Annotated in this window: 14 protein-coding genes; 4 read left to right on the top strand and 10 right to left on the bottom strand. The window is 63.7% G+C overall.

The window, feature by feature from the left end:
- The first annotated feature begins 67 nt into the window (after positions 1–67).
- Both GGC65_RS02760 and GGC65_RS02755 read left to right on the top strand, forming a co-directional pair.
- Positions 68–481 carry a hypothetical protein gene (locus GGC65_RS02760; RefSeq protein WP_192649363.1) on the top strand — a complete coding sequence of 138 codons (414 nt, stop codon included), beginning with the start codon at positions 68–70 and terminating at the stop codon, positions 479–481.
- A gap of 58 nt (positions 482–539) precedes the next feature.
- Positions 540–1,541: a fumarylacetoacetate hydrolase family protein gene (locus GGC65_RS02755; protein WP_192645766.1), complete on the top strand. Its 1,002-nt coding sequence runs from the start codon at positions 540–542 to the stop codon at positions 1,539–1,541.
- Between the two features lie 58 nt (positions 1,542–1,599).
- Here the strand turns inward: GGC65_RS02755 and GGC65_RS02750 are convergent, their stop codons facing one another.
- From GGC65_RS02750 to GGC65_RS02720, 7 genes are read right to left on the bottom strand one after another with little or no spacing between them, the layout of a single operon-like run.
- Positions 1,600–2,640: a type II secretion system F family protein gene (locus GGC65_RS02750; RefSeq protein WP_413052713.1), complete on the bottom strand. Its 1,041-nt coding sequence runs from the start codon at positions 2,638–2,640 to the stop codon at positions 1,600–1,602.
- Between the two features lie 13 nt (positions 2,641–2,653).
- Positions 2,654–3,625 carry a type II secretion system F family protein gene (locus GGC65_RS02745; RefSeq protein ID WP_192645765.1) on the bottom strand — a complete coding sequence of 324 codons (972 nt, stop codon included), beginning with the start codon at positions 3,623–3,625 and terminating at the stop codon, positions 2,654–2,656.
- 57 nt (positions 3,626–3,682) lie between these two features.
- Entirely contained in the window at positions 3,683–4,954 is a 1,272-nt protein-coding gene (locus GGC65_RS02740; RefSeq protein ID WP_192645764.1) for a pilus assembly protein CpaE, read from the bottom strand.
- The gene (locus tag GGC65_RS02735; RefSeq protein WP_192645763.1) at positions 4,954–5,592 is read right to left on the bottom strand and encodes a CpaD family pilus assembly protein; all 639 of its coding nucleotides are present in this window, start codon (positions 5,590–5,592) and stop codon (positions 4,954–4,956) included. Before GGC65_RS02735 ends, GGC65_RS02740 begins: the two co-directional genes overlap by 1 nt.
- A 25-nt stretch (positions 5,593–5,617) precedes the next feature.
- On the bottom strand, positions 5,618–7,084 hold the full coding sequence (locus GGC65_RS02730; RefSeq protein ID WP_192645762.1) for a type II and III secretion system protein family protein: 1,467 nt from the start codon (positions 7,082–7,084) through the stop codon (positions 5,618–5,620).
- A 1-nt stretch (position 7,085) separates the two neighbouring features.
- Positions 7,086–8,129 carry a Flp pilus assembly protein CpaB gene (cpaB, locus tag GGC65_RS02725; protein WP_192645761.1) on the bottom strand — a complete coding sequence of 348 codons (1,044 nt, stop codon included), beginning with the start codon at positions 8,127–8,129 and terminating at the stop codon, positions 7,086–7,088.
- A gap of 54 nt (positions 8,130–8,183) precedes the next feature.
- Complete coding sequence (locus GGC65_RS02720; RefSeq protein ID WP_192645760.1) at positions 8,184–8,666, bottom strand: prepilin peptidase; 483 nt, start codon at positions 8,664–8,666, stop codon at positions 8,184–8,186.
- Between the two features lie 96 nt (positions 8,667–8,762).
- Between GGC65_RS02720 and GGC65_RS02715 the strand changes: the two genes are divergently transcribed.
- Positions 8,763–9,893, top strand: coding sequence for an NAD(P)/FAD-dependent oxidoreductase (locus tag GGC65_RS02715; RefSeq protein ID WP_192645759.1), 1,131 nt, complete (start codon positions 8,763–8,765; stop codon positions 9,891–9,893).
- A gap of 89 nt (positions 9,894–9,982) precedes the next feature.
- Positions 9,983–10,159, top strand: a complete 177-nt coding sequence (locus GGC65_RS02710; protein WP_192645758.1) for a YegP family protein — start codon at positions 9,983–9,985, stop codon at positions 10,157–10,159.
- A 2-nt stretch (positions 10,160–10,161) separates the two neighbouring features.
- Here the strand turns inward: GGC65_RS02710 and rnhA are convergent, their stop codons facing one another.
- Genes rnhA through ispH form a run of 3 tightly spaced genes read right to left on the bottom strand, consistent with a single transcriptional unit; the run spans position 10,162 to position 12,574 of the window.
- Positions 10,162–10,635 (bottom strand): ribonuclease HI, encoded by a 474-nt coding sequence (gene rnhA / locus GGC65_RS02705; protein ID WP_192645757.1) that lies wholly within the window; start codon positions 10,633–10,635, stop codon positions 10,162–10,164.
- Positions 10,632–11,594: a homoserine kinase gene (gene thrB / locus GGC65_RS02700; RefSeq protein ID WP_192645756.1), complete on the bottom strand. Its 963-nt coding sequence runs from the start codon at positions 11,592–11,594 to the stop codon at positions 10,632–10,634. The genes rnhA and thrB overlap by 4 nt, the downstream gene beginning before the upstream one ends.
- A complete protein-coding gene (gene ispH, locus GGC65_RS02695; RefSeq protein WP_225940643.1) occupies positions 11,594–12,574 on the bottom strand; it encodes a 4-hydroxy-3-methylbut-2-enyl diphosphate reductase in 981 nt (326 codons plus the stop codon). Before ispH ends, thrB begins: the two co-directional genes overlap by 1 nt.
- Between the last annotated feature and the right edge of the window lie 124 nt (positions 12,575–12,698).

Below are 12,698 nucleotides of genomic sequence, written 5' to 3'. Positions count from 1 at the left end.
CGGGAAGGGCGGAATGCTTATCTGTCTTTTGCTTTTCCTTGGCGCTTCATTGGGTTATGCGCGCGACATGGAAAACAGCGATATTCCCGCCGAAAATCCCGTGGAGATGGGCGAAGCGGTCCCCTCGCGGCGCAAGATGCTGGCGCTCGGTGCCGTCGGCGTGTCGGCCGCGCTGACGATCCGCCCCGCCTTTGCACAGACTGCCGTATCGGTGATGAATTGCCAAATTCCGATTCCGGGCGCGACGGGTGCGGGGAAATATATCGATACCGCGGGCAAGCTGGTCCCGCCGGGCACGAAGGGCGCGTTTCCGGGGTCGCCGCGGCCGTTTACGGGTGAAGAAGTGAAGCGGGCGTTCCGGGGGCAGACGCTGCCGGGCACGACCTACAACCAGTCGCAGGCCTACCTCCAATATATCCGGCGCTTGCAGGCGGGGCAGAGCGGCTTTACCTGTTTCGCATCGATCACGACGCCGCGCTGATTTTCGCTCCTTTTAAGGCGATGTCGGTTCCGCCGCATCGTCAGCCAAAGGAGTTTTCGTGAAACTAGCTTCGCTCAAACAGGGCCGCGACGGACGCCTGGTCGTCGTTTCGGACGACCTCGCCTGGTATGCCGACGCCGGCCAGATCGCGGCGACGATGCAGGTCGCGCTCGACAATTGGGCCGATACCGCCCCGCGCCTCGCAGCGCTCGCCGAAGATCTCAATCATGACGCGATCCCGAAGGACCGTTTTCACGAACATGATGCGGCATCGCCGCTACCGCGCGCCTATCAATGGGCCGACGGCAGCGCTTATGTGAACCATGTCGCGCTAGTGCGGCAGGCGCGCGGCGCCGAGATGCCGGACAGTTTCTGGCACGATCCGCTAATGTACCAGGGCGGCAGCGACGCCTTTCTGGCCCCGCGCGATCCGATCCCGCTCGGCGATCCCGCCTGGGGCTGCGATATGGAAGCCGAAGTCGTGGTAGTAACGGGAGATGTTCCCAAGGGAATCGACGCGATTGCGGCGCGCGAGACGATCCTGCTCGTCGGGCTGACCAACGATGTTTCGCTGCGCAGCCTGATCCCGGCGGAACTCGCCAAGGGATTCGGCTTCTTCCAGTCGAAACCATCGAGCGCGATGTCGCCGGTGTTTGTCACGCCCGACGCGCTCGGCGATCGCTGGAAGGACGGCAAGCTGCACGGCACATTGTCGGTCGACCTCAACGGCCAGCCGCTTGGGCGCGCCGACGCGGGCGTCGACATGACCTTCGATTTCGGCGCGCTGATCGCGCATGCGGCAAAGACGCGCGATCTGGGCGCCGGGACGATCATCGGGTCGGGAACGGTGTCGAACCGCGACGCCGACGGCGGCCCCGGAAAGCCGATCGCGGCGGGCGGGCTCGGTTATAGCTGCCTTGCCGAAGTACGGACGGTCGAAACGATCCAGCAGGGCGAGCCCAAGACGCCTTTCATGCAAAAGGGCGATACCGTCCGCATCTGGATGGACGACGACCGCCACCACAGTATTTTCGGCGCGATCGAGCAGAGCGTCGGCTGATAAAAAGAGAGGGCGGAATTGCTTCCGCCCTCTTTGTTTCTTGGATCGGCGCCGCCGGTTATTTGGCGCCGAGGCTGCCGCCGGACATCGCGTCGCTCAGCGAACAGGCCGCCGGGCCGAGAATGACGATGAACAGCACCGGCAGGATGAACAGGATCAACGGCACCGTCATGATTGCGGGCAGCCGTGCAGCCTTTTCTTCGGCGCGCATCATGCGTTCGTTGCGGAATTCGGCCGACAGCACGCGCAGCGCGCTGGCGAGCGGGGTGCCGTATTTTTCGGTCTGGATCATGGTGGTGACCACGCCCTTCACCGATTCCAGATTGACGCGATAGGAGAAGTTTTCGAACGCCTGACGACGCTCGGTCAAAAAGCCGAGTTCGATCGACGTCAGTGCGAATTCTTCGCCAAGTTCGGGATAAGCGCGGCCCAGTTCCTTCGACACGCGCGAAAAGGCGGAGTCGACGGTCAAACCGGCTTCGGCACAAATGACGAGCAGGTCGAGCGCGTCGGGCAGGCCTTTGCGGATCTTGTCGGTGCGCTTTTGGCGCATATTGTCGACGAAGAGGTCGGGCGCCTTGTAGCCGAGCACCAATGCGATCATCGAATAGAGCGCGCGTTTGGTGCTGGTGAGATCGGGCCACATATCGACCCAATAGATCAGGAAGAGCGCGGTGCCGCCGAACAGGATCGGCAGGACCATACGACCGAAAATGACCGCCACAGCCAGATCCTTCGACCGGATACCCGCTTGTGCCAGCTTTTGCTGGACCTCCTTGACTTGGCCTTCCTGCAACACCTGGAGCCGGCCAAGGAAGGTGCGCATCTTGTCGGCGGTGTGGTTCTTGCGGACCAGCCGCGCGCGGCGTTTGGCGGTCGAGGCCGTGATGCCCGCCTTCAATTGCTCGCGGCGTTCGTTCAGCGCCTTGACGCGCTTGGCCATCGGATTGCGAACGGTCAGGGCGCTGTAGATGGCGATCAGCACGGCAAACACGCCCACCGCCGCCAGCAAGGTGCCGACCCATATGACGTCGATGCCGAGGATTTTCGGTCCGCTTTGCGCGCCGGTGAAGGCGGAGAGAAGGAGGCTGCTGTTCACTATGTCTGCCCCTTCAGATTTCGAAGTTGACCATTTTGGCCATGATGCCGGCGCCGATGCTCATCCAGACGAGCCCGCCCAATCCCGCGATGATGAGCCGTTCTTCATGGAAGAAGCCGGCCAGATAGCTGGGGTTCACCGACCAAACGACGCCGAAAACGAAGAAGGGCAGGGAACCAACGATGTAGGCGGAAGCCTTCGCTTCGGACGACATCGCACGAATCTTGAGCTTCATCTGGGCGCGCTTGCGTAGCACGTCCGACAGATTGGCGAGCGTTTCCGCCAGGTTGCCGCCCGTCTCGCGCTGGATCTGGATCGTGATGCAGAAGAATTGGAATTCGGGCGTGCCGAGCATGTTCGCCGATTCCTGCAGCGCGGCTTCCATCGTGTTGCCGATGCGGATGCGTTCGATGATGCCCTTGAATTCCTCGCCGACCGGACCCGGGAGTTCCTGGCTCACGATCTGAAAGGTTTCGGTGACCGGCAAGCCCGATTTCAGACCGCGCACCAAAAGATCGATCGCGTCGGGAAAACGGGCGTTGAACTGCGTCACACGCCTTTTGATCAGCACGCCGACGACCATATATGGCAGGCCAAGCCCGACGAACAAACCGATCAACCCGGCCATCAGAAACGGCGCGCGCACGATCAACATGCCGCCGGTCGCGACGACGAACAGGATCATCGAAGCAAATATATATTGCGTAAGCGTCCAGCTTTTTCCGGTCCGCCGGATGCGCAGATCCAGCTCGTCCCGGCGCGGCATCAGGGCGACCAGCGACGAGTCGCTCTTGCGCCCACCCGACTGGATCGTCTTGCGCATCTGCGCCGCCACCACCGCTTCGGTCGAGGCGGCGTGGCGGTCCTTGACCATCGCCAGCCGGCGTGTCTTCGCCTTGCTGGCCGAAGGCCCGCCAAGCAAGATCACGAGGATCGCGAAAGCCAGGAAAGCCCCGGCGACGATAAGGATGACTGGCAGATTCATGGTCAGCTGATGTCCGCTTCTATCGCTGGAGGGGATGACGGCCCGTCAGACGGGTCGTCATGCCGCCTGTTTCACGCCCTTTTTGGTCAGGCCGAGCTTGCCGAGCAGCGAACCGCCCGATTTGCTCTTTGCCGCGGCAATCTGCGCTTCCTCGGCTTCGACATCGGCGCCGTCGAGGATCAGCCGCATCAGATTGGTCCACACCTGCGCCGACTTCGTGCCCTTGCAGGTTTCGGCGTAGGATTTGCCGAGCTTTGCAGACTGGGTGACCAGTTTCGGATCGAACGGAATGACGATGTCGATCTGGCGTTCGATCGATGATTCGAACTCCTTGCGCGACAATTCGCCCACCGCCGTCTGATACTTGTTCGCGACGAGCAGCACGCGTGCGCCGGGGACATTCTGCTTGAACCAGGACAGGAGGCGGATCGTGTCGCGCGCCGCGGCGAGCGTGACGTCGCTGACGAGCAGGATCGTCCCGGCTTCCGACACCAGGTGCGGGAAGGGGATCAGCACTTGCCGCGGTATGTCGACGATTGTCATCTCGAAGGCGGTGCGGAGCTCCTCTTCCAGCTGGAAAAAGGCCGAACCGTCGGTCATTACCGGCTGATGGATCGGCGCTTCCGCCGACAGCAGGCTGAGCTTGTCAGACGCGCGCACCATGGCGCGTTCGATAAACAGCCCGTCGATGCGGCTGGGGTTGTCGATCGCGTCGATCAGGCCGCGCCCCGGTTCGAGATCCAGCGTCAGAGCGCCGGTTCCGAAATGGACGTCGAGATCGAGCAACGCGGTCTGGCGCCCCGCCTGTTCGCTGATCGCCCAAGCGAGCGATGTCGCGACCAACGACGCTCCCACCCCGCCGCGCACGCCGACAACGCCCATCATATGGTGCGGCTTGTCGTCGTGCATATCGGCATGTTTCGGCGCCGACAGCATGGCCTGCGCCATGGTGAGCGATTCGCGGACCTGTTCGAGCGACAGCGGTTTCAGCAGATAGTCCTGAATGCCGCTGGACAAAAGGTCGCGGTACAGGCGAACGTCGTTCACCTGGCCGGCAGCAATTACGACCGTTCCGGGTTCGCAAACTTCGGCGAGAGCGTTGATGTCGTTGATCGGATCGCCCGATTCCGACATGTCGACGAACAGGATGTTCGGGCTGGCGGAAACCGACAGCGACTGCACTGCATTGCGCAGGCCACCCTTGTTACATTTTTCGATCGGCCAGCCCATGTCGTTGGCCGCAGCGCGGATCAGCTCCAGCGTATCGTCGTCGCAGACGAAGGCATTGAAGGGGTCACGCAGTCCTGACGATTTGAAAGGAGCGTTCATTAGTTGCCTCCGCTGGTGGGTGTTTTGGTCAATTCGCCGGCACCGGTCTGGGGTTTCGTGCGATAGGTCTGGATCGCTCGGGTCGCGGCTGTCGGATCGCTGCGCGTGTTGCTGGCGCCCTTGATAAGGTCGTTCGGGTCGGCGATCATCGCGGCAAGGTTGCCGTTCGTCGCGCAGCCATAGTTCGCGGACGTCGCATTGGTCGGATTGTTCGCAAACTTGCTATCCCAGTTCGGACAGCCAGGCACCGAGGCCGACGCGCGCGTCACGATGACGCGCACATGACCTTCGGGAACCGCGCCCGTCGTGACCGGAACATCGGTGCTGAGCAGCAGGCCACGGCGTTCGACCATCGAACGAACGGTCGCCTGCGCCGAACTGGCGCCATAGACCGAGGTGTCCTCGATCGCGACGCGATCACCGTAGCGGACGCCCATTGCGTCGAGCCAGCCTTGCAGGCGCCCCTGTTCGCTGGGCGGCAGCTCGCCATTCGTCGCTGCCACATCGAATTGATAGATGGCGTTGCGCACGACGGGCTGGTGCACCGATTCCAGGCTGTGGTTGCTGTACGCGGCACCGGTACAGCCGGCGAGCGACGTGGCCAGGGCCAGGATTGTCCAAGTTGCGATTTTCTTCATCACTTTGCTCCTGAAATCCAGCGCGTCACTTGATGCTGAAGCCGGGCGAGGCGTCGCCGTTGCCCCGCGGGCGGTCGGCGTCGCCGACATTCGTCTCAAGCCGCGGTTTGGGGCGGTCGCCGCCGGTCACGCCGTTGCTCGTCTGGTTGAGAAGCAACCGCTGAAGATCGTCCGCGTCCTTATAGCCGTCGGTCGGGAGCTTGATCTCGTTCGCCGATACCGGCTGAACCAGATAAGGGGTCACGACGATGACCAGTTCGGTCTCGCCGCGGCGGAAGCTGTCCGATTTGAACAGCAGGCCGAGCACGGGCACGTCGCCGAGACCGGGGATCTTGTCGATCGCGCCGATCGAACGATTGTTCATCAGCCCTGCGATCATGAAACTTTCGCCCGAGCCGAGTTCGACCGTCGTCTCGGCGCGCCGAACCGTCAGTGCGGGAACCTGGAAGCCCTGAAGCTCGATCGCGCCTTCAGTCGACAGTTCCGATACTTCGGGCCGCACGCGCAAGCTGATCCGGCCATTCGACAGGACCGTCGGCGTATAGGCCAGGCTGACGCCATATTTGCGGTATTCGATTGTCGTCCCGGCGAAGTTGCCCGGGATCGGGACCGGGAATTCACCGCCGGCCAGGAAGTCCGCGGTCTCACCCGAAATGGCGGTCAAGTTGGGCTGCGCCAGCGTGGCCACCATGCCCGACCGTTCGCCCACGTCGAGGGAGGCGATCAGATCGAGACCGAACAGACGGCCTGCGCCGGCTAGGGTGTTCGTTCCCGCAATCGTATTAAATGTATAGGACGTGCTACCATCCGGATTGGTGGTGATCGTCCCGGCCTGGCGCCCGCGGAAAATCCCGCTGAGGAAGCCGCCCGTACGGTCCTGCGTCAGCAGGTTGCCGCTGATTTCCTTGACCAGTGAGCGGTTCACTTCGGCGATGCGAACCTGCAGGTTGACCTGCAGCGGCGTCGCCGTGCGCAGTCGCGACAAGACCTTCGTCTGCTCGCCGACGAACGCCTGCACCAGCCGTTCGGCTTCGGCCGCATCGTCGGGCGACTGGACCGTTCCGGTGAGCAGCACAAAGCCGTTCATCGGGTTGGCCGAAATGCTCGCCTCGGGCATGGCCAACGACAGCATCTGGTCGATCGTCTCGATATTGTTGCCGACGCGGGCGACGGTCGAAAAGACGACCCGGCCATTGGCGTCGGTGGCGTAGATGCTGGTTTCACCCGGCTTTTTGCCAAAGAGATAGAGTTGGCGGTTCGACCGCACCTGGACGTCGGCGACGGCGTCGTCAGCAACGAAGACGTCGGACATAGAGGCGGGAAGGCTGACCAGGCGGCCGCGGCCCACCGAAAGCTCGATGCTGCTGCTGGCGTTCTGGACGGCCTGGGCGATAGCGGGCTGCGAAGGCGCCGCGACCAGCGTGGCGGCCACGAGGCCGATGGCCAGGGTGCGGGCCAGAGCCATCGCTTTGAGTTTGGCTGTGCTGTTCATCTTACTTACCCCCAACCGGAACTTCGGTCATCTTGTCGCCGCGGGTCACGCGCACGACCGGACCGGAGACGGAGCGTCCCCCCACGGACGGCGTGGAGCCGCCGTCATTCATCCCACCCATTCCACCTTGCGGCGCCCGCGGCGGGGCCGACACGCGGCCGCGCACCGGGATCCAGAAGCGCGACACGTCGCCGCCCGTGGTCACCGAAGAGCGGCTGGCGACAGGGCGCGCAGCGACTTCGGCCAGCATCCGCTTTTCTGCTGCGGAGCCGCCCTTGGCCGGCACATTGACGTCGCCCGATGCGATCGCCGCATCGAGTTCACCCGCGCTTTCGGCCAGCGGACGCAGGGCGAGCGACAATTTGCCCATGTCCTGCGCGACAGCAATCTTCTCGGCGATTTCGGGCGTGGCTTCGAGCGTTACCGAACCGAACGTGCGAACCGGGGTCTTCCCGGTTTCATCCTCGGCATCATAGCGCTGGTCGGTCGCCAGAATGCGGACGTTGCGGATGATCGTTTCGGCGGTCACGATCTGCTTGTCGGGAAAGCTGCTGCCTTCTTCGACCGAAATGGTCTGGGTCAGCACCACGTCGACGCGGTCGCCCGGAAAGACGAAACCGGCGACACCCTGTTCCTGGCTGACCTTGACCGTGACGGCACGCATGCCCGGGCCAAGCGCCGCAGCAAGGAAGCCGCGATCGTCGGGATGGACCAGCGCGCCTTGCGTCAACGGCTGGCCCGCGGTGATCGGATAGCGCACGACGGTGCCGACCAACGTGTTCACGTCGGTCTTGTCCTTCAGGAAATAGGCCTTTTCGACCAGTTCCTTCGGCCAGGGCTGAAAACGGAAGCTGTCCGGACCGACAATCGTGCCGACGGGCAGCTGCCGCGTTGCCACAAGGATCGTCGGGCCGGTGATGTCCGGTGCCGCGGCGGCACGCGCCTGCGGAGCGGCAGCGCCGCGCATCATCTGGTTGACCCCGAACGCTGCGCCGATGGCAATCACCAGCGCGCCGACGATCAGCATAATCTTTCGCGTATCCATGACGATTTGTCGCCCTCCTGCACCCACCAGAGACGGTCGTGCTTTTCCCTCAGGTCATCCGATAACCTGAAACTGGTTAAGATATTGTTGGTGAAGCGCCCAAAGGCCCGCTGCGGCGATGGCTACCGCATAGGGAACCTCGACCGGTTTGTCCGAAGGGCGCAATTTCATATAGATAAGCATCAGGGCCGACAGGATGCCGCCGGCGATGGCCATGATCGTGAGCATGGGCAGAAACAGGGGTACGGGGATCCAGAGCATCACCGCGCCGATCATCTTTACGTCGCCGCCGCCCATCCCGCCGACTGCGAACAGTCCGGCGAAGATCAGGAAGACGCCAAAGGCGGCGCCGAACTGGACCGGAACGTCGGGCCAGAGCGCAAGGCCGGTCGCGACCCAGAAGGGGATGGCAAGCAGCGCCATGGCGGCGTTGAGTTCGTTGGAAATGGTACGCGACTTCAGGTCGCTGATTGCTGCAGCAATCATCAGCGCGCCGAGAACGGCCATCAAGCCAAGCGTGATCATGCTGCCTTCCATCGGTTTTCTCCTACGCAATATGGCTTACCAAAGCGTAACCATGCTGCGCCGAACGCCCGGCTTGCATTCCGTGGGCCAGCCGATATGCGGCAGTGCATGACCGCCGCGCCGCCTTCTGCCACCGACGTGCTGATTGTCGGCGCGGGGATCGCCGGGGCAAGCCTTGCCGCCGCCCTCGCGCCGTGGCGCCGCGTCATGCTGATCGAAGGCGAGGATGCACCCGGCTATCACGCGACCGGTCGGTCGGCGGCGTTCTGGCACGAAAGCTATGGCGGGGCGGGGGTTCAGCCCCTGACACGCGCATCACTGGAGACATTGAACAACCCGGCCCCCGAATTTTCGGCTCATGGCTTCCTGTCGCCGCGCGGTGCATTGACGGTGGGGCAGCGGTCTGAGGCGGCGGCGGTCGACGCCTTTACCGCCGAATTTTCGGCCCAAGGCGTCGACATCGTCCGGATGGCGGGCGCGCCGGTGGCCGATATGGTTCCCGGCCTTCGCGACGAATGGCGCGAGGCCGCCTATGAAGCGGCGTGCCGCGACATCGACGTCGGCGGCTTGCATGCGGCCTATCTTCGCGCCGCAAAGCGCGCGGGTGCGACATTGGTCACGCGCGCGCGCTTGCGACGGGCGCGGCGGGTCAGCGAGGGCTGGGATGTCGAAACGGGCGACGCACGGATCCGCACTGCATTGATCGTCAATGCCGCCGGGGCATGGGCTGACGAGGTCGCGGGCGCATGCGGGATCAAGCCGGTCGGCATCCAGCCGTATCGCCGCACGGTGATGCAGGTCCGGCTGGGCGTGCCGGTGCCTGCCGACCTGCCGCTCGTCGTCCACGTCGGCGGCGAATTTTATTTCAAGGGTCAGAGCGAGGCGCGCATCTGGCTGACGCCGCATGACGAGACCCCGACGGTGCCCCATGACGCGGCACCCGAGGAGCTGGATGTCGCGCTTGCGATCGACCGGTTACAGTCGGTCGTCGACTGGCCGGTCGTGGCGGTCGAGCGCAAATGGGCGGGACTGCGCAGCTTCGCGCTCGACCGCATGCCCGTTTTTGGCGCCGACCCGCACGAGCCCTCTTTCATCTGGTGCGCGGGGCAGGGGGGCTTCGGGATTCAGACTTCGCCGGCGATCGCCGGACTGCTCGCGGCGCTGCTCGGTGCTCCCTTGCCAGAGGGCGCCATCGGGCGCGTCGATCCCGCACCCTTTGCGCCATCGCGCTTCGCCTGATCCATCTGATCGCTTGCACGGCGAAACGACTGGATTAACATGGGTTTGGCCCTGCCACCCCCGGCACGGCCCGACCCGTGGAGGATGGCATGGCCCATTATTTCGAGATCAAGAAGAACAAGGCCGGCGAATTTGTCGCCTATTTCAAATATAATAGCGAACCCATCTTCTGGACCGAGGGTTATAGCAGCAAGGCCTCCGCGAAAAATGCCATCGAGTCGATCCTGAAGAACGGCCCGGGCGCCGAAATCCGCGAAACCGAATGAAATTAGCGCGCGGGTGCCTTGCGCGCCCGCGCCACTTCGAGGGCGGCGTCGCTGGCCAGCGTATCGGCCAGTTCATTGTCACCGTGGCCGGCGTGGCCCTTGACCCAGATCCACTCGACCTTGTGCCGCGCATTTTCCTTGACCAGGCGCTGCCACAGGTCGGCGTTGGCGACCGGCTTTTTGGCTGCGGTTTTCCAGCCATTCTTCTGCCAGCCGAAAATCCATTTGGTGATCCCGTCGCGGACATAGACGCTGTCGGTCGACAGTTCGACGTTGCAGCTGCGCTTGAGCGCAGCGAGCGCCTCGATCGCGGCCATCAGCTCCATGCGGTTGTTCGTCGTGTCGGGTTCGCCCCCCGACAATGTCTTTACGACATCACCCCAGCGGAGCACGGCGCCCCAGCCGCCGGGGCCGGGGTTGCCCTTGCAGGCGCCGTCGGTGGCGACAATCACGGTCTTGCCGGTGCTTTCGCTCATCCGACAGCAAACAGGCTGGCAGCGTCGGCGGCGCTATAACGTTGCAGACGGGCGAGGAACGGTGACGGGTCCTTGCGGGTGACGAGCGCGTCGGCGGGGGTGTGCACCCAATCGTGGGCGCGGGTAAGCAGGAAGCGCAGCGATGCGCCGCGCGCGAGTAGCGGCAGCGCGGCGACTTCGGCGTCCGACAGCGTAATTTCGCGAGCATAGCCGCGCATCAAAGCCTGGGCGCGTGCGGGATCGCAATGCTTGCCGTCGGCCGAAAAGGCCCAGGACGCGTGCGTGATCACGAGATCATAGGCGCGAAAGTCGCTCGCGGCGAAATAGAAGTCGATGAGGCCGGTGACCCGGTCGCCGAGCATCAACACATTGTCGGGAAACAGATCGGCGTGGATGACATGCGCGGGCAAATCGGTGGGCCAATGCGCGTCGAGATACGCCAGTTCGTCGTCGACGATCGATTGAAGCCCCGGCAACACGACATCGAGATTGCCGGTCGCCGCGGCAACACCGCGCCAATGATCGTGACCCATGCTGTTCGCGCGCGCGCCGGCATAGTCTTCGAGCGCACGGTGCATCGCGCCGAGCGCGGCGCCGGCGGCTTCGCATTGTGGCGGTGTCGGCTGGGTGAGCGAGATGCCGGGCAGGAACTGGATCACGCACGCAGCGCGGCCCGAAATCTGCTGGATCGCAATGCCATTCCGGTCCCGGATCATTGCCGGGACGGGGCAGTTCTGGCTGGCGAGATGGTTCAGCAGGTCGACGAAGAAAGGCAGGTCGCCTTCGCTGACCCGTTTTTCGTAAAGCGTTAGGATGAAACGACCGCCCGTCGTTTCGAGCAGGAAATTGCTGTTCTCGACGCCCTCGGCAATCCCCTTGCACGACACCACGGTGCCGATGTCATATCGGGCGACGAGGGCGGCAAGGTCGTCGGGCTCGACGTGCGTATAGACGGCCATCAGGCGGGTTCGAGCCCGCGCGGCAGCTTGAACACCATATTCTCTTCGGCCGTGACGACGACGTCCTCGACGATGGGGCGGACAGATGCGACGGCGTCGATCACTTCGCGGACCAACTTCTCGGGCGCGCTTGCGCCGGCAGTGATGCCGAGCGTGCCGATATCCGTCAGCCAGGTCGGGTCGATGTCGGTGCCGCGCTGGACGAGATGCGCGGGTGTGCCCAGCCGTTCGGCGACTTCGACGAGGCGCAGGCTGTTCGAACTGTTGGGCGCGCCGATAACGATCATGCGATCGCATTGTCCGGCGATCGCCTTTACTGCATCCTGACGGTTCGACGTCGCGTAACAGATGTCCTCGCCCCGCGGGCCGGTGATCGCGGGGAAGCGGTGCTGGAGCGCCGCGATGATATCGCGTGTATCGTCGACCGACAGCGTCGTCTGGGTCAGGAAGGACAGCATTTCAGGGTCCGCAGGCGACAGCGCCGCCACATCGTCGACCGATTCGACCAAAGTCATCGCGCCTTCGGGCAGCTGACCCAATGTGCCGACGACTTCCGGGTGGCCGGCGTGGCCGACGAAGACGATATGCCGTCCGGCGTCATATACGCGCTCGGCCTGACGATGCACTTTCGACACCAGCGGGCAAGTCGCGTCGATATAGTCAAGCCCACGCATTTCGGCCTTTGCGGGCACCGCCTTGGGTACGCCGTGCGCGCTGAACACTACCGGCACGCCGTCTGGAACCTGGTCGAGCGATTCGACGAAAATCGCGCCTTGCGCCTTCAGTGTGTCCACGACGTAGCGGTTGTGGACGATTTCGTGCCGGACATAGACGGGCGCGCCATATTTCTGCAGCGCCAGTTCGACGATACGGATCGCGCGGTCGACGCCCGCACAGAACCCGCGCGGTGCCGCGATCAAAACCTTGAGTTCTGCCGCTTCGCTGCTGCCTGGGTGCGTCATCGGATGGGGAGCGTTCATGATGCGCGCGCTCTAGCGCAGCAAGCCGTATGGGGTAAAGCCGCTTCATCTTTCGTTCTCTTTGTTGCGCCGCGTTCATCGCACCGATAAGAAGCGGCGCGCATGACGCGGGATCAACCGTCCC

The sequence above is a fragment of the Sphingopyxis sp. OAS728 genome (assembly GCF_014873485.1).
Classification (GTDB): Bacteria; Pseudomonadota; Alphaproteobacteria; order Sphingomonadales; family Sphingomonadaceae; genus Sphingopyxis.
This window is presented reverse-complemented; position numbering and strand designations above follow the sequence as displayed.

Excerpts from the sequence above, each read along its gene's own strand:
- ispH (WP_225940643.1), bottom strand. The coding sequence starts at position 12,574 with ATGAACGCTCCCCATCCGATGACGCACCCAGGCAGCAGCGAAGCGGCA.
- GGC65_RS02740 (WP_192645764.1), bottom strand. The coding sequence starts at position 4,954 with ATGAACGCTCCTTTCAAATCGTCAGGACTGCGTGACCCCTTCAATGCC.
- GGC65_RS02735 (WP_192645763.1), bottom strand. The coding sequence starts at position 5,592 with ATGAAGAAAATCGCAACTTGGACAATCCTGGCCCTGGCCACGTCGCTC.
- GGC65_RS02730 (WP_192645762.1), bottom strand. The coding sequence starts at position 7,084 with ATGAACAGCACAGCCAAACTCAAAGCGATGGCTCTGGCCCGCACCCTG.
- GGC65_RS02745 (WP_192645765.1), bottom strand. The coding sequence starts at position 3,625 with ATGAATCTGCCAGTCATCCTTATCGTCGCCGGGGCTTTCCTGGCTTTC.
- GGC65_RS02715 (WP_192645759.1), top strand. The coding sequence starts at position 8,763 with ATGACCGCCGCGCCGCCTTCTGCCACCGACGTGCTGATTGTCGGCGCG.
- GGC65_RS02720 (WP_192645760.1), bottom strand. The coding sequence starts at position 8,666 with ATGGAAGGCAGCATGATCACGCTTGGCTTGATGGCCGTTCTCGGCGCG.
- thrB (WP_192645756.1), bottom strand. The coding sequence starts at position 11,594 with ATGGCCGTCTATACGCACGTCGAGCCCGACGACCTTGCCGCCCTCGTC.
- cpaB (WP_192645761.1), bottom strand. The coding sequence starts at position 8,129 with ATGGATACGCGAAAGATTATGCTGATCGTCGGCGCGCTGGTGATTGCC.
- GGC65_RS02710 (WP_192645758.1), top strand. The coding sequence starts at position 9,983 with ATGGCCCATTATTTCGAGATCAAGAAGAACAAGGCCGGCGAATTTGTC.
- rnhA (WP_192645757.1), bottom strand. The coding sequence starts at position 10,635 with ATGAGCGAAAGCACCGGCAAGACCGTGATTGTCGCCACCGACGGCGCC.
- GGC65_RS02760 (WP_192649363.1), top strand. The coding sequence starts at position 68 with ATGGAAAACAGCGATATTCCCGCCGAAAATCCCGTGGAGATGGGCGAA.